Source organism: Caulobacter sp. Root655 (assembly GCF_001427665.1).
Taxonomy (GTDB): domain Bacteria; phylum Pseudomonadota; class Alphaproteobacteria; order Caulobacterales; family Caulobacteraceae; genus Caulobacter.
Map to the genome: position 1 here is coordinate 318,548 of NZ_LMHC01000001.1, position 19,806 is coordinate 338,353.

The window sequence follows — 19,806 nt, forward strand, 5'->3', positions numbered from 1 at the left end:
CGCGTCATTGGCGGGGCCTGGGGGCGTGATGACCAAAGACCGTATCGCGATGCTGGATTCCCTCCGGGGTCTGGCGGTCCTGGGCATCCTGCTCTGCAACATCCCGCTGGCGGCGGTTCCCGAGGCGGTCGGCACCAGCCTGACCCATTGGCCGCACGGCCAGCAGCCGGCCTCGGTCGCGGTCTGGCTGGTCACCCAGGTCTTCTTCCAGCAGAAGTTCTATTCGCTGTTCGCGATGCTGTTCGGCGCCTCGATGCTGCTGGTCGGCGGCGAAGGGGGAGACGGCTCGCGGACCCGGATCCTGGTCCTGCGCCTGGTCAGCCTGCTGGCCATCGGCCTGGCCCACGGCTTTCTGATCTGGCAGGGCGACGTGCTCCACACCTACGCCCTGGTCGGGCTGCTGGCCATGTGGGCGAGGCCGTGGCCGGCCAGGCGCCTGCTGGCGGCGGGGATCGGCCTGCACCTGATCCTGTCGGGCTGGACCGTCTTCAACATCCTGCGGCAGGCGGCCAAGGGCGGCGGCGGTCCGCCGGCCGCGGCCATGGCCAAGTTCACCGCCGAGAACCACGCCAAGACCATCGAATACGCCGGCGGCTTTACCCAGTCGTTCGTCCAGAACGCCAAGGACTATGCCGACTTCGTCGTCGGCTCCTTCAGCCATTGGCCGCCGACCTGGCCGTTGCTGGTGCTGTCGCTGATGCTGATCGGCATGGGCCTCTACAAGCTGGGCGTTCTGAGCGGCAAGGCCTCGATCGGGGTCTATCGCGCCCTGGTCGCCGTGGGCCTCGGCGCCCTCGCGGTCGTCGGCTTCGCCGAGGCGTTTTATGCCACCCTGCCCGACCATCCCCGGGCGATGGGCGCCCTGGCCCGCTGGATGCAGAGCGCTACCGCGCCGGTGGTCAGCCTGGGCTATGTCGGCCTGATGGTCCTGGCGGCGCGGGCCAAGGTCTGGAAGGCGATCCCGGCGGCGCTGGCCCCGGTCGGCCAGATGGCCTTCACCAACTATCTGACCCAGTCGATCCTGATGACCGCGATCTTCTACGGCGGGCGCGGCCCTGGCCTGTTCGGCAAGGTCGACCGGCCGGCCCTGGCGGGGATCGTCGTGGCGATCTGGGCCTTGCAGATCCTCTGGTCGCGCTGGTGGATGGCGCGCTTCACCATGGGGCCGCTGGAGTGGCTGTGGCGCCTGGCCTATCGCGGGCCGATGCCGCTGCGGCGGGAGCCGGCCAAGGTTCCGGCCACCGCCTAGAGCGCCTCCCGGCCTGATTGCATCAGACTGGGCGCTCTAGGTCTTTGTCTTTGCGCATTTTCTTGACGCGAACCGGTATCCACTTCGCTCGAAAATGCTCTAGACCGCCCGCAGCGCCTTGGCGAAATAGTTCTGGGTCTGGGCGAACAGGTCGGGGCGGTACTTGGCCCGCGGGTCGTTGGCGCGGTTGTCGTCGAAGGCGTGGGTGGCGTCGGGATAGAAGGCCGTGTCGACCGACAGCCCGTCGCGCCTCAGCCGCTCCAGCGCCTTTTGCGGGTTCTTCCAGCCGACCACCTGGTCCTTGCCGGCCACCACCGAATAGACCTTGGGCCCCTGGGCGCCCCAGCCCCGGCTGGAGGTCAGCGAGGGGTAGCTGGAATAGGGATAGACCAGCAGGGCGCCCTTGACCCGGGCCCGCAGCTTCAGCGGGTCGGCGTCGCTGACGCCGGTGGCGCGGGCCGCGTTCACCCCGATCGCATAGCCGTCCATGATCGACCAGGCCCCATGGCTCCAGCCGGCCAGGAACAGGCGGTTGTGGTCGGCCCAGGGCTGGCGCTCCAGCCAGGTCATCACCGCGAAGATGTCGCCCGAACGCTTCAGCCCCTGCAGCACCGTGCCGGTGCAGACCAGCAGCTTGGCGTCGAGGCTCGACATGCCGCGTGGCTTGAACGAGTCGACGACGATCGCGGCGTAGCCGGCCTGGACTGCGACCTTGGCGTAGTCCTCGAGGAACGGAGTCTTGCCGCCGCAGCCGTGCAGGATCAGCGCCACCGGAAACGGGCCGGGCCCCGAAGGCTTGAACACCTTCGAGGCGTCGGCGACCTTGGCTCCCCAGGTGGCGCTGTCCATGTCGGTTTCTCGCGGCTAGAGCATTTTCGAGCGAAGTGGATACCGGTTCGCGTGAAGAAAATGCGCCAAACAAGGATGACTAGTGTCGGAACACTCGCACGCCGGTGAAGGCCATTGTAAGGCCCAGCTTGTCGGCGGCCTCGATGACTTCGCCGTCGCGCATTGAGCCGCCGGGCTGGATGATCGCCGTGGCTCCGGCCTCCGCCGCCTGGATCAGGCCGTCGGCGAACGGGAAGAAGGCTTCCGAGGCGCAGGCGCAGCCCTTGAGGTCCAGGCCGAAATCGGCGGCGCGCAGCGCCGCGATGCGGGCGGAGTCCTTGCGGTTCATCTGGCCGGCCCCGACGCCCAGGGTCTGGCCGGCGCGGGCGTAGACGATGGCGTTGGACTTGACGTGCTTGCCGACGGTGAAGGCGAACAGCATGTCGCGCACTTCTTCCTCGGTCGGCTGGCGCTTCGTCACGATCTTCAGATCGCCAGCCCTGATCCGCGCGTCGTCGCGCGACTGGACGAGAAAGCCGCCGGCCACCGACTTGAAGGTGTCGCCGGTCGACAGCGCGTCGGGCAGGCCGCCGGTCACCAGCAGACGCAGGTTCTTCTTGGCGGCGAACACTTCGATGGCGTCGTCGTCGGCCTCGGGGGCGATCACCACCTCGGTGAAGATCTCGACCATGGCCAGGGCCGCCTCGCGGGTCAGGCGGCTGTTGACGGCGACGATGCCGCCGAAGGCCGAGGTCGGGTCGCAGGCCAGGGCCCGCTCATAGGCCTCGCGCTGGTTGCCGCCCACCGCCACGCCGCAGGGGTTGGCGTGCTTGATGATCGCCACCGCCGGGCCCTGGGCCGGGTCGAACTCGGCGATCAGCTCGAAGGCCGCGTCGGTGTCGTTGATGTTGTTGTAGCTGAGCTCCTTGCCCTGCAGCTGGGTGGCGGTGGCCACCCCGGTGCGCGGGTTGGGGAACGCGTAGAAGGCCGCTTTCTGGTGCGGGTTCTCGCCATAGCGCATGACCTGGCGCAACTCGCCGGCGATCGCCTTGCGGGCCGGGAAGTCCTGACCCAGCTGGGCGGCGAACCAGGCGCCGATCGCCGCGTCATAGGCCGCCGTGCGAGCATAGGCGCGGGCCGCCAGGCTCTGGCGGAGTTCCAACGAAGTCGCGCCGCCGACCTTCAGGGCCTCCAGCACTTGCGCCAGGTCCGACGGGTCGGTGCAGACGGCGACATAGCCGTGGTTCTTGGCCGCCGAGCGGATCATGGCCGGGCCGCCGATGTCGATGTTCTCGACGCATTCGGCATAGGTTCCGCCCTTGGCGACGGTGGCCTCGAACGGATAGAGGTTCACATAGAGGATATCGATGCCGCCGATCCCGTGCTCGGCCATGGCCTGGGCATGTTCGGGGGCGTCGCGCACGCCCAGCAGCCCGCCATGGACGATCGGGTGCAGGGTCTTGACCCGGCCGTCCATCATCTCGGGGAAGCCCGTCAGGTCCGAGACGTCCTTGACCGGGATCCCCGCCGCCGCGATCGCCGCCTTGGTGCCACCGGTCGAGACCAGCTCGACGCCGGCCGCGTGCAGGAGCTCGGCCGCCTCGACCAGGCCGGTCTTGTCGGAGACCGACAGCAGGGCGCGCTTGGGGGCGACGAGGTCGGGGGCGGACGGATAGTCGGGGGCGGCGGGCACGGCGGGACTCCTGGTCTGGTGAAAAGACGGTTTCGAGGAGCCCAGGCGCGCGGCGCCGGCTTGCGATCAGCAAGCCAACTTTTAGACGCGCGCGGTTAAGCGCGCGACGTTCGAGCTCCCCGGTGGTTGCCCACCTCCAGCGCCAGTCACCCGAACGGCGCGGAAAATAGGCGGGTCGGCGGGGGAGTCAATGCGGCGTGCATCTTAGGTCCTCCCCCCGTGGGGGAGGCGGCCGAAGGCCGGTGGGGGGAGTTTAGGGGCGTCGATCCAGGGCGTGGCATCGGCCGACCACTCCCCCCTCCGATCGCTGCGCGATCACCTCCCCCACAGGGGGAGGACTTTGTCCTAGTGGTCCGTCGCCCGGGCCAGCTTCCAGCGGATCTTGGCGCCCTTTTCCGGTCGCACCTGGCTCTTCAGCACGATGGTCCCGGCCCGCCGGGCGTGGCCGTGGTCGAAGTGGGCCGAGGGGGCGATCGCCACGTCGACCGCGTCGTTGCGCAGCCACCAGCCGACATTGGACGGGCCCTTGATCAGCACGCTCCTGCCGTCGCGGGCCAGGGAGGCGCGGGCGTCGGGGTGGAGGTGGAAGCTGACCATGAACGGCAGGTAGCGGCGCGGGCCGTCCTCGGCGCCGGCGACAATCGGGATCAGGCTGTCCTCGCCGCGCAGCTCGTCGGCCTTGAGGTCGAGGAACAGGCGGCGGGCGTGGGTCAGGCCCAGGCGCTTCCAACCGTCGTGGACGACGTCCAGCCACACCCCGGTGTCGGCGACGTCGTGGCGCTTGACCTCGACCTGCGTCGCGCCGTCGACCAGCCAGGGGCCCAGCGCCTCGGCGCGCCAGCCCGACAGCGGCCGCCCGGCCGAGCCGTCGCCGACCGACACGGTGGAGGCGGCGTCCGACAGGCGGAAGGCGTTGGCCCCGGTGGCTTCCGGGCTCCAGCCGCAACTGGTGATCAACCGGTCCTTGCCGCAGACGATCTCGACGGCGGCCGGCTGGGCGCAGGCGGCGACGCTGAGCACGCGGATGGCCGGCGGGCCGGCGTCGGCCATCACCTGGATGCTGCCGCCCTGCATCTTCTGGTAGCCGACGTGCGGCGCGCTCTGCGGCGGGCGTGGACCGTGGTCGTCATGGGCCAGGGCCGCGGCCACCCGGCGCGGCTCCACGGCCTCGCCACCCTGGAAGGCCGCCAGATGGCCGTCGGCCAGGGTGAAGAACCGCACCGACGAGGACAGGCGATCGATGGCTCGGGTCAAGGCCTCTGGCGCGGGCCGGCCGCGCTGGCCCAGGGCGTCGTCCAGGGTCAGCAGGTCGAACAGCAGTTCCAGCCCGGCCTCGGGCGAGCGGCTGGCGTGGCCGCCGTCGGGCAGGACGATGGCGTCGAGCCTGGCCATGACCTTCTTGAGGCCGACGGCGATCAACCGGTCGCTGGCCTTGCCGGTCAGGGCGCAGCCGGCGATCGTCGCCACCACGGCGCGTTCCAGCTTGCGGTCGGGGGCGTCGGAGGCCTTGAGCAGCTGGCGGGCCCCGCGGGCGATGTCCAGGGCCATGGCCGAGATCTCGGCGTCCGAGGCCTCGGGCGCCAGGGCCTTGGCGGCGCAGGCCAGGTGGAAGGTGCGGCGCTCCAGGCGCTCGCCGCTCCACGAGAACCCGTTCCAGGTCCCGAACACCCGCCGCCAGTCCTGCAGCAGCCGCAGGGCCAGGCGCGACGCGCCGGGGCCGGCCGCCATCAGGTGCGGCAGCCAGTCGAAGCCGTGCAGGGCGATGGCGAACTGCCGGGTCGGGCTGGGCTGGTCGAAGGGGTCGCCGGTCTCGCCCAGGCGCAGCACGCCGCCGTCGAGCACCAGCACGCCCTCCAGCAATTGGCGGCCGCGTTCGGCGTCGAGCGGGCGGGGGTCGTGCGGATGGGCGGCCAGGCCGACCGGGCGCGGCCGGGTGATGGTGGCGCGGTGTGGCGGCGAGCCGAACCATTCGCGTTCGACGTTGCCGCGGATCGAAGCGCCCAGGGCCTTGAGGAACAGGCCCTTGGTGCGCGCCCCCCATCTTGCGCCAGTATGGGCACGGGCTTTAGGACCGCCGGCGAGGGCGGACGGCTTGCGGACGGAACCTGTCGCGGGAGCCCCCTCCATGCCGCTGGATCAGCCGCCCTTCAGGGCGCGGATGTTGTCGGCATAGGCCGAGGGCCCGCCCTTGAACACCGCCGAGCCGGCGACCAGGGCCGTGGCCCCGGCCGCCACGCACTGTGGCGCGGTGGCCGGGGTGACCCCGCCGTCGACCTCGATGATGATGTCCAGGCCCTGGGCGTCGACCATCCTGCGCAGGGCCTCGACCTTGCGCAGCTGGCCGGGAATGAAGCTCTGGCCGCCGAAGCCGGGATTGACGCTCATCACCAGCAGCAGGTCGACGTCTTCCAGGATCCATTCGACGTGGTCGATGGAGGTCGAGGGGTTGAACACCACCCCGGCCTTGGCCCCCAGCTCGCGGATGCGCTTGAGCGAACGGTGCAGGTGCGGGCCGGCTTCCGGGTGGATGCTCATCAGGTCGGCCCCGGCCGCCCGGAAGGCTTCCAGGTAGGGGTCGGCCGGGCTGATCATCAGGTGGACGTCGAAGGGGATCCTGGCGTGCGGCCGCAGCGCTTTGACGACGTCCGGGCCGATCGTGATGTTGGGCACGAAATGGCCGTCCATCACGTCGACATGCACCCAGTCGGCGCCGGCCGCCTCGATGGCGGCGACTTCCTCGCCCAGCTTGGCGAAGTCGGAGGCGAGGATGGAGGGGGCGATCAGTGGCGCGGTCATGCCCATGGCTTAGCGGGCTTGGGCTCGCGCGACAAGCGAGCCCATTGTCGCGTGGGGGTTTGAGGCGCGTTGTACCTTCAAACTGTCGTTCCGCTTCCCAAAGGGTTGTCATCCCGGAAGCGCGTAGCGCTGTCCGGGACCCAGGGGCCGGCGCAGTGCGGTGGCCCTGGGTCCCGGCTCTACGCTTCGCTTCGGCCGGGATGACAACTTTTTGAGCGGCTACTTCAGCTTCACGAACCGCGCCGCGAAGAACCCGTCCAGGCCCCCCTCGCGGTGGTGCGGCAGGATCCGCAGCGTGCCGCGCGGGGTCAGGCTGGCGGCGGGAGCGCCGCCTTCTTCCGGGGCGATCGGGTCGAGCTTGATGTCCGGCCGGCGGGCCAGGAAGGCCTCGACCTGGGCCTCGCCCTCTTCGGGCTCCAGCGAGCAGACGCAATAGACCAGGCGGCCGCCGGACTTGAGGCGGCCGGCGGCGCTGTCCAGCAGCTTGCTTTGCACGCCGGCCAGGCTGGCCACGTCGCCGGGGCGGGCGGCCCACAGCACGTCGGGGTGGCGGCGGAAGGTGCCGGTGGCCGAGCAGGGGGCGTCCAGCAGCACGGCGTCGAAGGTCCGGGTGTCCTCCCAGACCCCGGCGTCGGCGGCGATCACCTCGGCCGTCAGCTTCATGCGGGCCAGGTTCTCGGTGACCCGGCCCAGGCGGGCGGGCGAACGGTCGACGGCAACGACCTGGGCGCCGGCCGCGACCATCTGCAGGGTCTTGCCACCGGGCGCGGCGCAGAGGTCGAGCGCGGTCTCGCCGGGCTGGAGGTTCAGCAGGCGGGCGGGAATGGCGGCGGCGGCGTCCTGGATCCACCAGACGCCGTCCTCGAAGGCCGGCCAGGCCGAGACGTCGCCGCGCCGCTCGGTGCGCAGCGTGCCGCCGGGCAGGATCTCGCCCTCCAGTTCGGCGGCCAGGGCGGCGGCGTCGAAATCGGGCTTCAGCGACAGGTCGGTGGCCGGCTCGAAGCCGATCTGGGCGGCGATGGCGTCGGCGGTGTCGCGGCCGAAGGCGCTGACCCAGCGGGCGTACAGCCACGGCGGGGCCAGGTGCTCGGAGGCGTCTGACAGGCCGCCGTCGCGCAACAGGCCGCGCAGCACGGCGTTGACCAGGCCCTTGAACGGCCGGCTGGTCTTGTTGGCGGCGGCCAGCTCGACGCTGGTGGCGACGGCGGCGAAGGCCGGGACCTCCAGGAAGAAGGCCTGGGTCGCGCCCAGGCGCAGCAGGTTGCGGACGCGCGGCGGCGGCTCCTTGGCCAGCTTGCCGGCCAGGGCGCGGTCGATGGGTCCCAGATGGCGCAGCGCGGCCATGGCCAGGGCGCGGGCGAAGGCGCGCTCCCGGGGTTCGAGAAAGCGGAAAGCGTTGGCCGAGGCGGCTTCGTCGAGGCCGCCGCGCCGCGACAGGGCCGCTTCGATGAGGGCGAGGGCGCCTTCCCGTGCCGGGAGGCCGTCATTGAGTTCCTGAGTCACCGCCCCGCCGTGCCCCGAGGCGACGGCGAGCGCAAGCCTTTTGGACGAATTGATGCTAGGAAGCCGTCATGTCCGAGACCGATCTGCCGCCCGGCGCGGCCACCGACAAACCGCTGTCCCCCGCCGCCCGCCGGGCGCTGGAAGAGGCCGCCGCCCGTCACGCCGCGCAGCACGCGGCGGCCCTGCCGACCGAGGAAGGCGGCCGCGACGGCCCCGAGCCGACGCGGTTCGGTGACTGGGAACGCAAGGGCGTGGCGGTGGATTTCTAGCGCCTCCCCCCGTGGGGGAGGTGTCGGCGTAGCCGACGGAGGGGGGCGTGTTCGGTCGATGGACGCGTTCCGGATCGACGATCCTAAAACTCCCCCCACCGATCGCTGCGCGATCGCCTCCCCCACGGGGGGAGGACCTTGGATTATGCCCCCGCCATCTCCGCCACCACCTTCAGCGCCGCCTCGCGCGGGTCGTTGGCCGCGGTGATCGGGCGGCCGCAGACCAGGTGGCTGGCGCCGGCCTTCAGGGCGTCGGACGGGGTTGCGGCGCGGGCCTGGTCGTTCTTGGCCGACCAGAAAGGCCGCACGCCGGGCGTCACCACCAGGAAGTCGGGGCCGGCGATCTCGCGGGCCAGGGCCGCTTCCTGCGGCGAGGAGACGATGCCGTCGACGCCGCATTCCACGGCTTGCCGGATGCGCCGGGCGACCAGGTCGCGGGCCGAAAAAGCATAACCCAGTTCGATCAGGTCGGCGTCGGTCAGGCTGGTCAGCACGGTGACGGCCAGAATCTTCAGGTCCGAGCCGCCCTTGGCCTTGACGGCCGCCGCCATCACCTGCGGCTCGGCATGGACGGTCAGCAGGTCGCAGCCCGATCCGGCCAGCACCCGGGCCGAGCGCTCCACGGTCGCGCCGATGTCGTGCAGCTTCCAGTCCAGGAACACCGACTTGCCCTGGCGCTTGAGGTCGCCGGCGAAGGCCATGCCGTCGGTGGCCAGCAGCTCCAGGCCGATCTTGTAGAACGACACCGCGTCGTCCAGCCGCTCGACCATGGCGCGGGCCTCGGCGACGCTGGGCAGGTCGAGCGGGATGATCAGGCGCGGATCGGCGGTCATGGGCGGTTCCCCGGGGTGTGGCGCGCGGCGGCGCTTCACCCTAAGAAGGGCGGGCGATCGCGCGGATTGAAGGCTGAGGACGTCGAATGAGCCAGGCAGAACTCGCCGTCAACTTCTTCGTGGCCCTGTTCGCCCTGATCGACCCGATCGGCAACGTGCCGCTGTTCGCCGCCGCCACCCTGGGCGCGGCCGCGGCCGGCCGGCGGATCGTGGCGGTCTATATCGGGCTGTTCGTCGCCGCCTTCCTGATCTTCTTTTATTTCACCGGCGTTTCCCTGCTGGAGTTCTTCGGCATCTCGATGCCGGCCTTCCGCATCGCCGGCGGCATCATCCTGTTCATCCTGGGCCTGGACATGGTGCGCGACGACTTCACCACCATGTTCGCCGACGCCGCCGAGGGCATCGAGGGCCAGTCGGCGCGGGTCTACGCCAAGCAGCGCTTCGAGCGGCTGATCGTGCCGTTCGCCATGCCGCTGCTGATCGGGCCCGGCGCGATCTCGACGGTGATCATCTACGCCAGCGAGGCCAAGAGCTTCGGCCTGGCGGGGATGGCGGCGGGGGTCGGGGTGATCACCGCCGTGGCCTTCGTCACCGTGGTCACCTTCTGGGCCGCGCCCCTGATCAGCAAGGTGCTGGGTCGGATCGGCATGAGCATCGTGGTGCGGGTGCTGGGCCTGATCCTCTGCGCCCTGGCGGTGCAGTTCGTGATGATCGGGGTTGGGGATGCGACGCGGGGCCTGATCCGGGCGGACGCCAAGGCGCCTTACGCGGAGCATCGCTAACGTCCCTCCCTCCCCCTTGTGGGGAGGGTGGCCCCGAAGGGGTCGGGTGGGGTTTGATGAGTCAAAAGGGCGGTGAAGCCCCACCCACCAGCTTCGCTGGTCCCCCCTCCCCATAAGGGGGAGGGAAAGTCGATAACCTACACCTTCCGAAACCGCGATCCCTGGCTGGCCATCAGCGCCAGGGCCCAGTCGTCCGGGATCAGCTTGGCCAACACCGCGATGGCCTTGTTCGGGGCGCCCGGCACGCAGACCGCGCGGTTGGCCTCGGCGGCCTCGTAGCCGGCGGCGGCGACCTCGTCGGCCCCGAGCCACAGCCAGGTCGGCAGCGACTGGCTGACCTGGGCGCGGGTGCCGTTGACGTCGTGGAATTCCGAATAGGTGAAGCCGGGGCACAGGGCGCTGACGTGGACGCCGGTCGCCTGGTTCTCCAGGTGTAGGCTCTGCGAGAACTTGACGAGGAAGCTCTTGGTCGCCGCGTAGAGGGTGTGTCCCGCCGCGCCGGGCGTCAGGCCGGCCAGGGAGGCGACGTTGACGATGCGGCCGTAGCCGCGCTCGACCATGCCCGGCAGCACCTTGTGGGTCAGGCCGCAGACCGAGGTCAGCAGCACTTGCAGGAAGGCGCTCTGGTCCTCCCAACGGGTGGCGGCGTAGGTCCCAGGCAGGCCGTAGCCGGCGTTGTTGACCAGGGCGTCGACGACCCGGCCCTGGGCTTCGATCCCGGCCAGCACCGCGTCGACCCCGGCAGGGTCGGACAGGTCGGCGGCGATCGGATAGGCCTCGACCCCGAACCGCAGGCGGATCTCGGCGGCCAGGGCCTCCAGCCGGTCCAGCCGCCGCGCGGTCAGGGCCACGTCATAGCCGTGGCTGGCGTAGATGCGGGCGAAGGCGGCCCCGATGCCGGCGGAGGCGCCGGTGATCAGGGCGAGACGGCGGGCCATGCGGCGTGTGTCCAGAGCAACTGTGAACGTCACCGAAGACGAAGCACGGCCGGTGATTTGGTTCAAGCAGGGGACGTTGATCCACCGCCCATACCCACAACCACCGTCATCCCGGGCGCTGTGCCGGGATGGCGGAAGAAAAATGGAGGAGGGCGCGCAGGGGCTAGCGCGCGCCTCTCCCGGCGGGGCCGGAGCGCCGCGGGCCCGTCCTTCGGGGCTGAGGGGACAGGGAAGGGCGGGATTTCGGTCGTTACGCCGCTTCGCTGAGCGCCGGCTGGGCGCGTCCACCGTCTTGTGACAACGTTGTCAATGCCCTATCTAGCGACTTTGTTTTGCACCGCAGCATAAGCTGACCCACCACGCGACGGGCGGCGCGCGGCGCGCTTGCCCAGAGGCGACAGGATATGACTTCCCACCCGACGACCGATCCGGTCCCTTCGCCCCGTCCCTATCCGGTGGCGCTGGTCCTGGCGGTCCTGGCCCTGGGCGGTTTCGCGATCGGCACGACCGAGTTCGCCTCGATGAGCCTGCTGCCCTATTTCGCCGCCAGCCTCGGCGTCGACGCGCCGACCGCCGGCCACGCGATCAGCGCCTACGCCCTGGGCGTGGTGGTCGGGGCCCCGGTGATCGCGGTGCTGGCCGCTCGCCTGCCCCGGCGGCTGATCCTGGTGGCCCTGATGGCGGTGTTCGCGGTCGGCAACCTGCTCAGCGCCCTGTCGCCGAGCTTTGGCTGGATGCTGGTGTTCCGGTTCTTCAGCGGCCTGCCGCACGGCGCCTATTTCGGCGTCGCGGCCCTGGTCGCGGCAGGCGTCGCGCCGCCCGAGCGCCGGGCCCGGGCGGTGGCCATGGTGATGATCGGCCTGACCGTGGCGACGATCGTCGGCGTGCCGACGGCCAACGCCGTCGGCCAGTGGATCGGCTGGCGCTGGGGCTTCGTGATCGTCGCCGTGCTGGCCGCCCTGACCGCCATGGCGGTGTTCCTGTTCGCGCCGCGCGACGCGGCCCACCCCGACGCCAGCCCGTTGCGCGAGCTGGGCGCTCTGGGACGCGGCCGGGTGTGGCTGACCCTGGGCATCGGGGCCATCGGCTTTGGCGGCATGTTCTGCGTCTACACCTACCTGGCGTCGACGATGGCGGAGGTCACCCACGCCTCGCCGGCCGCCCTGCCGCTGGTGCTGGCGGTGTTCGGGGTCGGCATGACGGTCGGCACCCTGGTCTGCGCCTGGGCCGCCGACCGGGCCCAGATGCCGGCGATCGGCGCGGTGCTGCTGTGGAGCGCGGCGTCCCTGGCCCTCTATCCGATGGCGGTGCACAGCCTGTGGACCCTGGTCCCGGTGGTGTTCCTGATCGGCTGCGGCGGCGGGCTGGGCGCGGTGCTGCAAACCCGGCTGATGGACGTGGCCGGCGACGCCCAGACCCTGGCGGCGGCCCTCAACCACTCGGCTTTCAACTTCGCCAACGCCCTGGGCCCGTGGCTGGGCGGCCTGGCCATCGCCGCCGGCTATGGCTGGACCTCGACCGGCTATGTGGGCGCGGCCCTGGCCCTGGGCGGCTTCGCGATCTGGGCGGTGGCGGCGCTGGACGTGCGGCTGGAGCGCCGGCGGACGCTGGCGGCGGCGGAGTAGGGGGCGCCTCGCCTCTTAAATTCCGCTCATCCCGGCATCCGTCGGGATGAGCGGAGTTTTGGGCTTGGGCCGGCTTTAGCAAGCAAGGCTCTAGCGCGCTGGAGCCGGCGCCACGACGACCTCGTCTTCCGCGTCGTCGTTGAGCGCGCCCAGCTCGCCGCGTTCGCGGGCCTTCTTGCCGTAGACCAGCTCGAACAGCGGCGAGGCCATCAGGGTGGTGACGAGGGCCATCACCACCAGCATCGAGAACAGGGCCGGGCCGATGATGCCCTTCTGCAGGCCGATATTGATGATGATCAACTCCATCAGGCCGCGGGCGTTCATCAGGGCGCCGATGCCCATGGCCGTGGCGTTGTCCTGGCCGGTCAGGCGGGCGGCGGCCCAGCAGGCCCCGCCCTTGGCCAGGATCGAGCCTGCCAGGATGACCGCGGCGACGGCGGCCAGGCCCAGGCTGTTGACCAGGTTCATCTGCGTGTTGAGGCCCGAGAAGGTGAAGAACATCGGCACCAGCAAGGCGATGGTGAACGGCTCCAGCTGCTTCTTCAGCTCGCGGGTCAGCAGGCCGCGCGGCATGGCCGTGCCCAGCAGGAAGCCGCCGAACACCGAGTGCAGGCCGGCCGCGTCCATGGCCCAGGCGCTGAGCATGAACAGCATGACCACCACGCCCAGCAGGGCCGGGGTGACCTTGCCCTCGCGCTCGGCCCAGCGGCCCAGCGGGGCCAGGAGCCTGGGGGCCAGGGTCAGCATGAACAGGGCGAACAGGCCGCCGCCGACGGCCGCCTTGACCGCCACCATCGGGCCGCCGCCGAAGCTGGCCAGCACGATGGCCAGCACCGTCCAGGCGCCGGCGTCGTCGATGGCGCCGGCCGACAGCGACAGCGAGCCGAGCGGCGTCTTGGTCAGGCCCCGTTCCTGGACGATGCGGGCCAGCACCGGAAAGGCGGTGATCGAGATCGCCGCGCCCATGAACAGCATGGCCTGGAAGGGCGCGACGCCCTTGCCGAACAGGTTCATGCCGAGCAGCCAGGGCGTCAGGGCGATGGCCACCAGGAATGGCGCGGCCATGCCCGACAGCGACACGGCCAGGGCGCTCTTGGCGTTGCTCTTGAAGTGGTCGGCGCGGAAACCGACGCCGACCAGGAACATGTAGAGGCCGACGCCCAGCTGGGCGCCGACGAACAGCACCGACTTGGTCTCCTTGGGGAACAGCATGTGTTGCAGGTCGGGGGTCAGCAAACCAAACAGCGACGGACCCAGGATGATGCCGGCGATCATCTCGCCCACCACCTGTGGCTGGTCGAAGAACCGCTTCACCAGCCAGCCCACCGTCCGGCACGCCGCGACGATGACGAACATCTGCAAGAAAAAAGCTACGCTCAACTCAGCCGGCGTCATGGCTTCCCCCAAATGCCTGCGCCGCCCGAGGTGGTCGCGTTTCTTTTCCTGGAAATACGCTAGCACCCCGCGCGCCGGCCTGACAACGCTCGACAGACAGCGTTGTCAGGCCAAGGTTGGCGCCGAGCCAAGGCGACGCTGGGCCAGCATCGCTTCGCGATAGGGATGAAGTTCTTAGGCCGCGACCGAGGCCGTCGACGCGCCCGACAGCAAGTCGGCGACCGAAATCAGCGCCAGCCGTTCGGCCACGGCGGTGTCGGCGGCGACCATCGCGCCGCGCACGGCGTCGGGAATCTTCTCGCCCACCGGGCAGCCCTTGACGCCCTTGGGCGCCACGCCGAGGTGGGCGCAGCCGTTCACGGCCCGCAGCACCACGTCCAGGGTGATCTCCTCGGCGGGCTTCAGCAGCCAGGCGCCGCCGTTGGCCCCGGCCCGCGCGCCGATCAGCCCGGCCTTGCCGAGCATGGCGGTCACGCGGCGCACCACCACCGGGTTGGTCGGCACCGAGGCGGCGAGCTCGGCGCTGGCCACGGCGCGGTCCGCCGAGAAGGCGCTCTTGTGCGCCAGATAGGCGAGGGCGTGGGCCGCCACTGGGAATTTCTGACTATCGGACATTTTTCTGTGGCAGGACCCTAGGGGCGTGGCGCGTGCGTTCAACCTAAAAGCATAGTCGGCGAAAAGTATCGGCGGTATCCCGGTTCAGGTCGCGATTGAACCGGAGCGGGATTGGGTGTATCGCGCCCCGCTTGATCGATATGGGGCTCCGCACCGCGATTTGCGAGGGCGACCCCGGAGGGATTGAATGGCTTCCGAAGCCTCTGGCGCACCCGCTCCCAACAGCGCCGCCTCATGTGACGTCCCTCCGCAAGCTGGCCATGACCTGAAAGGGCATAGCTTCCTGGCGCTCGCGGTCGGTTCGGTCGGCGTCGTGTTCGGCGATATCGGCACGAGTCCGCTGTACGCCTTCAAGGAAGCGCTGCACGCCACCGCCAAGGACGGGGTGACCCGTCCCGAGATCCTGGGCGTGGTGTCGCTGGCCCTGTGGGCGCTGATCCTGGTCGTCACGATCAAGTACGTGCTGTTCATCATGCGCGCCGACAACAAGGGCGAGGGCGGGGTGCTGTCGCTGATGGCCCTGGCCCAGCACGCCATCGGCAAACGCACCACCCTGGTCTTCGTGCTCGGGGTCACCGGGGCGGCGCTGTTCTACGGCGACGCGGTGATCACCCCGGCGATCTCGGTGCTGTCGGCGGTGGAAGGCCTGCGGACCATTCCGATGTTCGAGACCAGCGTCACCACGCAGATGGTGCTGCTGATCGCCACGGTCATGCTGCTGGGCCTGTTCTTCATCCAGAGCCGGGGCACGGCCGTGGTCGGCAGGCTGTTCGGCCCGGTGTGCGCCGTCTGGTTCGCGGTGATGTTCGCCCTGGGCGCCTATCATCTGGCCGACAATCCCGGCGTGTTCGCGGCGATCAGCCCCCACTACGCCGTCTCCTTCCTGATGCACCACGGCATGGCCGGCTTCATCGTGCTGGGCGCGGTGTTCCTGACCGTGACCGGCGCCGAGGCCCTGTCGGCCGACATGGGCCACTTCGGGCGCTGGCCGATCCAGGCCGCCTGGCTGTTCTTCGTGCTGCCCTGCCTGGCGGTGAACTATCTGGGCCAGGGCGCCTTCGCCCTGCAGACCCTGGAAACCGCCAACGCCGCCGGCCTGCCGATGCCGGAGCTGAACTGGTTCTTCGAGATGGCCCCGGAATTCCTGCGCCTGCCGCTGGTGTTCCTGGCCGGCGCGGCCACGGTCATCGCCAGCCAGGCGGTGATCACCGGCGCCTTCTCGCTGACCCAGCAGGCCATCCAGCTGGGCCTGCTGCCCCGCCAGGACATCAAGCGCACCTCCGAGACCCAGTCGGGCCAGATCTTCGTGCCGCAGCTCAACACCATGCTGCTGGTCGGGGTGCTGGCGATCATGTTCACCTTCCAGACCTCCTCGGCCCTGGCCCACGCCTATGGCCTGGCGGTGACCGGCACCATGGTGGTCACCACCTGCATGGCCTTCATCGTCATGCGCCGACTGTGGAACTGGAAGACCCCGGCCGCCCTGGCCTTCCTGATCCCGTTCATGGCCCTGGACCTGACCTTCCTGTCGGCCAACGCCCTGCGGTTCTTCACCGGCGGCTGGCTGCCGGTGCTGATCGGGGCCGTGCTGTTCACGATCATGGCCACCTGGGTGCGCGGCAGCCAGATCCTCACCGAGAAGACCCGTCGCGACAGCGTGCCCCTGGTCGACCTGATGGAGATTCTACGGGCCCGCGCCCCGCACCGCGCCCCCGGCACGGCGATCTTCCTGACCTCCGACCCGGACATGACCCCGGTCGCTCTCATGCATAACCTGAAGCACAACAAGGTGCTGCACGAGCGCAACGTGGTGCTGACCGTCCGCACGGCCGACACGCCGCGGGTGGCCGAGGAGGACCGGATCCGCACCCAGGCGATCAACGCCGACTTCAAGAAGGTCGAGATCTTCTACGGCTTCATGGAAAGCCCCAACGTGCCCAAGGCCCTGGCCTTGCTGCGCAAGCAGCAGGGGCTGAAGTTCGACATCATGGCCACCAGCTTCTTCCTGGGCCGCCGCTCGATCGTGCCGTCGGCCAATTCGGGCATGCCGTTGTGGCAGGACCGCATCTACATCTTCCTGATGAAGAACGCCGCCAACCCCACCGACTTCTTCAAGATCCCCCCCGGCCGCGTGGTCGAGCTGGGCGCCCAGGTGACCGTCTAGATGAATTTCCTCGGCGTCATCGGCGACGTTCTGTGGATTCTGGCGCTGTCGATCATGGCCGGCGCCTCGCGAATGTCGTGGGGCAAGATCGGCAAGGACCTGAAGGTTCCGGTACTGTGGTCGCCGTCGGGCGCGACCGTGTGGCGGGCCCCGCGCGTGGTGGCGCTGGTGTTCCTGCCGCTCTTCGCCTTCCTGCTCAGCCTGTGGCTGATGCTGGGCAGCCGCGAGCCGATGGGCCTGGAGCTGGCGATCATCCTGCTGTGCGTGCGCGCCACCCTGGCGGCGATCTTCGCGGTGGTCCACCTGGCCCAGATCCGCCGGGCCCTCAACCAGCTGGTCGACGAAGGCCAGATCAAGCTCTGACGGCGACGGAGCCCGGAAGGTTCCCATCCCACCGTTTCCCCGGCGAAGGCCGGGGCCCAGGTGAAACCCACGAGCCGCTCCTGGTGAATCTGGGTCCCGGCCTTCGCCGGGAAAGCGGATTTGGGACGGCTGGCCACGGTTCCTCCAACACCCGCGTTTCAATCGACACGAAACCGCGCTAAACGCCCCGCGACTTGGTGTTTCTCCGAAGGAGAAACACTCTGCGACTTTGTGTTTCCTCGGAAGGACCCCCGCTCATGGCCACCAAGCCCGTGAAGAAGGTCGTGCTCGCCTATTCGGGCGGTCTCGACACCTCGATCATCCTCAAGTGGCTGCAGACCGAGTATGGGGCGGAGGTCGTCACCTTCACCGCCGACCTCGGCCAGGGCGAGGAAATCGAACCGGCGCGGGCCAAGGCGCTGGCGGCCGGCGTCAAGCCGGAGAACATCTTCATCGAGGACGTGCGCGAGGAGTTCGTCCGCGACTACGTCTTCCCGATGTTCCGGGCCAACACGGTCTATGAGGGCCAGTACCTGCTGGGCACCTCGATCGCCCGGCCGCTGATCGCCAAGAAGCAGATCGAGATCGCCCGCAAGGTCGGCGCCGACGCGGTCAGCCACGGCGCGACCGGCAAGGGCAACGACCAGGTCCGCTTCGAGCTGGGCTACTACGCGCTCGAGCCCGACATCCACGTGATCGCCCCCTGGCGCGAATGGGACTTCAAGTCCCGCGAGGCCCTGCTGGAATTCGCCGAGAAGCATCAAATCCAGATCGCCAAGGACAAGCGCGGCGAGGCCCCGTTCAGCGTCGACGCCAACCTGCTGCACAGCTCGTCGGAAGGTAAGGTCCTGGAGGACCCCGCCGTCGAGGCTCCCGAATTCGTCCACATGCGCACCATCGCCCCGGAAGACGCGCCCGATAAGCCGCACGTCTTCACGATCGACTTCGAGAAGGGCGACGCGGTGGCCATCGACGGCGTCGCCATGTCGCCGGCCACGCTGCTGACCAAGCTCAACGAACTGGGCCACGACAACGGCGTGGGCCGGCTGGACCTGGTCGAGAACCGCTTCGTCGGCATGAAGTCGCGCGGCGTCTACGAGACCCCGGGCGGCACGATCCTGCTGGCCGCCCACCGCGGCGTCGAGTCGATCACCCTGGACCGCGGGTCGATGCACCTGAAGGACGAGCTGATGCCGAAATATGCGTCGCTGGTCTATAACGGCTTCTGGTTCGCCCCCGAGCGCGAGATGCTGCAGGCGGCCATCGACTACAGCCAGCAGAAGGTCACCGGCCAGGTGCGGGTCAAGCTCTACAAGGGCAATGTCTCGATCATCGGTCGCGAAAGCCCCTACAGCCTCTACGACCAGGACCTGGTCACCTTCGAGGAAGGCAAGGTCGCCTACGACCACCGCGACGCCGGCGGCTTCATCAAGCTCAACGCCCTGCGCCTGCGCGTGCTGGCCAAGCGCGACAAGCGCTAGCGGGGTCAAGGTCGAGCTTTCGGGCTGGATCGGATACGGACAAGCCCCGCCGGCGACGGCGGGGCTTTTTTTGTTGGGTCGGCTTCCGACCCTGAACGGACGTTCGAACGGTCAGCGTCCGAAACCCAAAACCATCCCGTCCCTCCCCCCTGTGGGGAGGGTGGCCCGCGCAGCGGGTCGGGTGGGGGTTCGGTGCAGAGAGCTTGGGGGGCGGTGAAGCCCCACCCACCAGCTTCGCTGGTCCCCCCTCCCCATAAAGGGGAGGGAAGAACGGTTGTCCGACATTCACCAATTCCGGATCCCGGACGCGATCAGGCCTCCGGCCGCACCAGGTTCGGCGCCAGGTTGATCCCCGTCTTGTTGAAGATCACCCAGCCGATCACCGTGAACGCGGCGTTGAGCAGCTGCTGGGCCAGGACCAGGGTCATTAGCTTGGTGAACTGCAGGGTCTGGTTGAAGGCCAGTTCCTGGTTGTGCAGGATCATGTCGGCCGCCTCGGGCGGGATGAGACCGTTGGCCAGGGCCGTGCGCGTCTGGATCGACGCCTCGGCCAGGCTGCGCAGATAGCCCGGCAGCACCACCTTGTTGGCCTTCCACCAGGCGGCGGACACCCCCTTCAACTCGTCCTCCAGCGCGGAGACCAGCTGGTCGACGGTGTCGATGTTCAGGTTCGCGAAATCGACCATGGTCCTATCCGCCGTTCTTCATGGCGCCGACGGCCTTGGCCGCCTGGTCGCAGCTGACCATCATCGCGGTGGTCGCGCCCGTCGCCGGGACGACGCCGAAGGCCTTGTGGAGGGTCGCCAGGCCGGAGACCTGGCCGCCGCAGCCCTTGATCAGCCCGACCGTGATGTCGCGCGCCTCGCCGGCCCGCTTGCCGCCCACTGGCGCCGTGCTGGCCCGGATGGCCGCCACGGCCAGGGCGGCCTGGATGTCGGCATAGGTCCCGATCTTGCCGGCATAGGTCGCCTTGTCCTGGTAGAGGCCCATCTCCGCCTCGGCCGCCAGCCGGGCCACGCCCTCGTAGGCGGTGGTGGTCTTCTGGTCGAGTGTCGGGTCATAGGGCGGGGCGAACAGCGCGCACCCCGCCAGGGCCGTCGCCAGGGCGAAGGCCGTCGCGGCGCGGAGGGCGTTGACTGTCGACATGCGGGTTCTCCAGAAGCTGGAGCATGGCCCGGTTGGCGGGATCGCTCAAGTCCAGGGTGAACGACCCCGCGACTAGAGCAAGTCGTGCGGAACCGCTCGACTTGCTCTAGTTTTTTATTTTCGCAT

18 protein-coding genes and 1 riboswitch are annotated in these 19,806 nt (G+C 69.6%); of the genes, 7 read left to right on the plus strand and 11 right to left on the minus strand.

The window, feature by feature from the left end; all coding sequences use genetic code 11:
• Nucleotides 1-28 precede the first annotated feature (28 nt).
• Complete coding sequence (locus ASD79_RS01450; RefSeq protein WP_056719280.1) at nt 29-1,249, plus strand: DUF418 domain-containing protein; 1,221 nt, start codon at nt 29-31, stop codon at nt 1,247-1,249.
• A gap of 99 nt (nt 1,250-1,348) precedes the next feature.
• Here the strand turns inward: ASD79_RS01450 and ASD79_RS01455 are convergent, their stop codons facing one another.
• The 5 genes from ASD79_RS01455 to ASD79_RS01475 form a co-directional block, all read right to left on the minus strand.
• The gene (locus ASD79_RS01455; protein WP_056719281.1) at nt 1,349-2,098 is read right to left on the minus strand and encodes a dienelactone hydrolase family protein; all 750 of its coding nucleotides are present in this window, start codon (nt 2,096-2,098) and stop codon (nt 1,349-1,351) included.
• Nucleotides 2,099-2,177: 79 nt separating this feature from the next.
• Nucleotides 2,178-3,770, minus strand: coding sequence for a bifunctional phosphoribosylaminoimidazolecarboxamide formyltransferase/IMP cyclohydrolase (gene purH / locus ASD79_RS01460; protein WP_056719282.1), 1,593 nt, complete (start codon nt 3,768-3,770; stop codon nt 2,178-2,180).
• Nucleotides 3,771-3,802: 32 nt separating this feature from the next.
• Nucleotides 3,803-3,930: riboswitch (ZMP/ZTP riboswitch) on the minus strand.
• Nucleotides 3,931-4,115: 185 nt separating this feature from the next.
• Nucleotides 4,116-5,897 (minus strand): heparinase II/III family protein, encoded by a 1,782-nt coding sequence (locus ASD79_RS01465; protein ID WP_156400316.1) that lies wholly within the window; start codon nt 5,895-5,897, stop codon nt 4,116-4,118.
• Between the two features lie 9 nt (nt 5,898-5,906).
• The gene (gene rpe, locus ASD79_RS01470) at nt 5,907-6,566 is read right to left on the minus strand and encodes a ribulose-phosphate 3-epimerase (protein WP_056719851.1); all 660 of its coding nucleotides are present in this window, start codon (nt 6,564-6,566) and stop codon (nt 5,907-5,909) included.
• A gap of 219 nt (nt 6,567-6,785) precedes the next feature.
• The gene (locus ASD79_RS01475) at nt 6,786-8,069 is read right to left on the minus strand and encodes an RsmB/NOP family class I SAM-dependent RNA methyltransferase (RefSeq protein ID WP_056719283.1); all 1,284 of its coding nucleotides are present in this window, start codon (nt 8,067-8,069) and stop codon (nt 6,786-6,788) included.
• A gap of 68 nt (nt 8,070-8,137) precedes the next feature.
• On the opposite strand from ASD79_RS01475, the gene ASD79_RS01480 reads away from it, so the two are divergent.
• Nucleotides 8,138-8,338, plus strand: a complete 201-nt coding sequence (locus ASD79_RS01480) for a DUF1674 domain-containing protein (RefSeq protein WP_007673482.1) — start codon at nt 8,138-8,140, stop codon at nt 8,336-8,338.
• Between the two features lie 143 nt (nt 8,339-8,481).
• Here the strand turns inward: ASD79_RS01480 and pyrF are convergent, their stop codons facing one another.
• The gene (gene pyrF, locus ASD79_RS01485; RefSeq protein ID WP_056719284.1) at nt 8,482-9,171 is read right to left on the minus strand and encodes an orotidine-5'-phosphate decarboxylase; all 690 of its coding nucleotides are present in this window, start codon (nt 9,169-9,171) and stop codon (nt 8,482-8,484) included.
• 86 nt (nt 9,172-9,257) lie between these two features.
• Between pyrF and ASD79_RS01490 the strand changes: the two genes are divergently transcribed.
• Entirely contained in the window at nt 9,258-9,953 is a 696-nt protein-coding gene (locus tag ASD79_RS01490) for a MarC family protein (protein ID WP_056719285.1), read from the plus strand.
• 137 nt (nt 9,954-10,090) lie between these two features.
• Here ASD79_RS01490 and ASD79_RS01495 read toward each other — a convergent pair whose 3' ends face one another.
• The gene (locus ASD79_RS01495; RefSeq protein WP_056719286.1) at nt 10,091-10,891 is read right to left on the minus strand and encodes an SDR family oxidoreductase; all 801 of its coding nucleotides are present in this window, start codon (nt 10,889-10,891) and stop codon (nt 10,091-10,093) included.
• A gap of 404 nt (nt 10,892-11,295) precedes the next feature.
• Here ASD79_RS01495 and ASD79_RS01500 point away from each other — a divergent pair, with 404 nt between their 5' ends.
• Nucleotides 11,296-12,516: an MFS transporter gene (locus tag ASD79_RS01500; RefSeq protein WP_056719287.1), complete on the plus strand. Its 1,221-nt coding sequence runs from the start codon at nt 11,296-11,298 to the stop codon at nt 12,514-12,516.
• A gap of 90 nt (nt 12,517-12,606) precedes the next feature.
• Here ASD79_RS01500 and ASD79_RS01505 read toward each other — a convergent pair whose 3' ends face one another.
• Both ASD79_RS01505 and ASD79_RS01510 read right to left on the minus strand, forming a co-directional pair.
• Nucleotides 12,607-13,872: a cation:proton antiporter gene (locus tag ASD79_RS01505; RefSeq protein ID WP_368664855.1), complete on the minus strand. Its 1,266-nt coding sequence runs from the start codon at nt 13,870-13,872 to the stop codon at nt 12,607-12,609.
• 213 nt (nt 13,873-14,085) lie between these two features.
• Nucleotides 14,086-14,526 carry an Rrf2 family transcriptional regulator gene (locus tag ASD79_RS01510; RefSeq protein ID WP_056719289.1) on the minus strand — a complete coding sequence of 147 codons (441 nt, stop codon included), beginning with the start codon at nt 14,524-14,526 and terminating at the stop codon, nt 14,086-14,088.
• Nucleotides 14,527-14,713: 187 nt separating this feature from the next.
• On the opposite strand from ASD79_RS01510, the gene ASD79_RS01515 reads away from it, so the two are divergent.
• From ASD79_RS01515 to ASD79_RS01525, 3 genes are all read left to right on the plus strand, one after another.
• Nucleotides 14,714-16,690 carry a potassium transporter Kup gene (locus ASD79_RS01515; protein ID WP_056719290.1) on the plus strand — a complete coding sequence of 659 codons (1,977 nt, stop codon included), beginning with the start codon at nt 14,714-14,716 and terminating at the stop codon, nt 16,688-16,690.
• Nucleotides 16,691-17,053 carry a hypothetical protein gene (locus ASD79_RS01520; protein ID WP_056719291.1) on the plus strand — a complete coding sequence of 121 codons (363 nt, stop codon included), beginning with the start codon at nt 16,691-16,693 and terminating at the stop codon, nt 17,051-17,053. It abuts the gene before it with no gap.
• 257 nt (nt 17,054-17,310) lie between these two features.
• Nucleotides 17,311-18,534 (plus strand): argininosuccinate synthase, encoded by a 1,224-nt coding sequence (locus ASD79_RS01525; protein WP_056719292.1) that lies wholly within the window; start codon nt 17,311-17,313, stop codon nt 18,532-18,534.
• A gap of 311 nt (nt 18,535-18,845) precedes the next feature.
• Here the strand turns inward: ASD79_RS01525 and ASD79_RS01530 are convergent, their stop codons facing one another.
• Nucleotides 18,846-19,220: a hypothetical protein gene (locus ASD79_RS01530; RefSeq protein WP_056719293.1), complete on the minus strand. Its 375-nt coding sequence runs from the start codon at nt 19,218-19,220 to the stop codon at nt 18,846-18,848.
• 4 nt (nt 19,221-19,224) lie between these two features.
• Nucleotides 19,225-19,680 carry a hypothetical protein gene (locus ASD79_RS01535; protein WP_056719294.1) on the minus strand — a complete coding sequence of 152 codons (456 nt, stop codon included), beginning with the start codon at nt 19,678-19,680 and terminating at the stop codon, nt 19,225-19,227.
• Nucleotides 19,681-19,806 lie beyond the last annotated feature (126 nt).

What these genes read in the sequence shown, in the direction of transcription:
- ASD79_RS01455 (WP_056719281.1), bottom strand. Translation starts at nt 2,098, where the DNA reads ATGGACAGCGCCACCTGGGGAGCCAAGGTCGCCGACGCCTCGAAGGTG.
- ASD79_RS01480 (WP_007673482.1), top strand. Translation starts at nt 8,138, where the DNA reads ATGTCCGAGACCGATCTGCCGCCCGGCGCGGCCACCGACAAACCGCTG.
- ASD79_RS01490 (WP_056719285.1), top strand. Translation starts at nt 9,258, where the DNA reads ATGAGCCAGGCAGAACTCGCCGTCAACTTCTTCGTGGCCCTGTTCGCC.
- rpe (WP_056719851.1), bottom strand. Translation starts at nt 6,566, where the DNA reads ATGACCGCGCCACTGATCGCCCCCTCCATCCTCGCCTCCGACTTCGCC.
- ASD79_RS01505 (WP_368664855.1), bottom strand. Translation starts at nt 13,872, where the DNA reads ATGTTCGTCATCGTCGCGGCGTGCCGGACGGTGGGCTGGCTGGTGAAG.
- ASD79_RS01510 (WP_056719289.1), bottom strand. Translation starts at nt 14,526, where the DNA reads ATGTCCGATAGTCAGAAATTCCCAGTGGCGGCCCACGCCCTCGCCTAT.
- ASD79_RS01535 (WP_056719294.1), bottom strand. Translation starts at nt 19,680, where the DNA reads ATGTCGACAGTCAACGCCCTCCGCGCCGCGACGGCCTTCGCCCTGGCG.
- ASD79_RS01515 (WP_056719290.1), top strand. Translation starts at nt 14,714, where the DNA reads ATGGCTTCCGAAGCCTCTGGCGCACCCGCTCCCAACAGCGCCGCCTCA.
- ASD79_RS01500 (WP_056719287.1), top strand. Translation starts at nt 11,296, where the DNA reads ATGACTTCCCACCCGACGACCGATCCGGTCCCTTCGCCCCGTCCCTAT.
- ASD79_RS01465 (WP_156400316.1), bottom strand. Translation starts at nt 5,897, where the DNA reads ATGGAGGGGGCTCCCGCGACAGGTTCCGTCCGCAAGCCGTCCGCCCTC.
- ASD79_RS01450 (WP_056719280.1), top strand. Translation starts at nt 29, where the DNA reads ATGACCAAAGACCGTATCGCGATGCTGGATTCCCTCCGGGGTCTGGCG.
- ASD79_RS01520 (WP_056719291.1), top strand. Translation starts at nt 16,691, where the DNA reads ATGAATTTCCTCGGCGTCATCGGCGACGTTCTGTGGATTCTGGCGCTG.
- pyrF (WP_056719284.1), bottom strand. Translation starts at nt 9,171, where the DNA reads ATGACCGCCGATCCGCGCCTGATCATCCCGCTCGACCTGCCCAGCGTC.
- ASD79_RS01530 (WP_056719293.1), bottom strand. Translation starts at nt 19,220, where the DNA reads ATGGTCGATTTCGCGAACCTGAACATCGACACCGTCGACCAGCTGGTC.
- ASD79_RS01495 (WP_056719286.1), bottom strand. Translation starts at nt 10,891, where the DNA reads ATGGCCCGCCGTCTCGCCCTGATCACCGGCGCCTCCGCCGGCATCGGG.
- ASD79_RS01525 (WP_056719292.1), top strand. Translation starts at nt 17,311, where the DNA reads ATGGCCACCAAGCCCGTGAAGAAGGTCGTGCTCGCCTATTCGGGCGGT.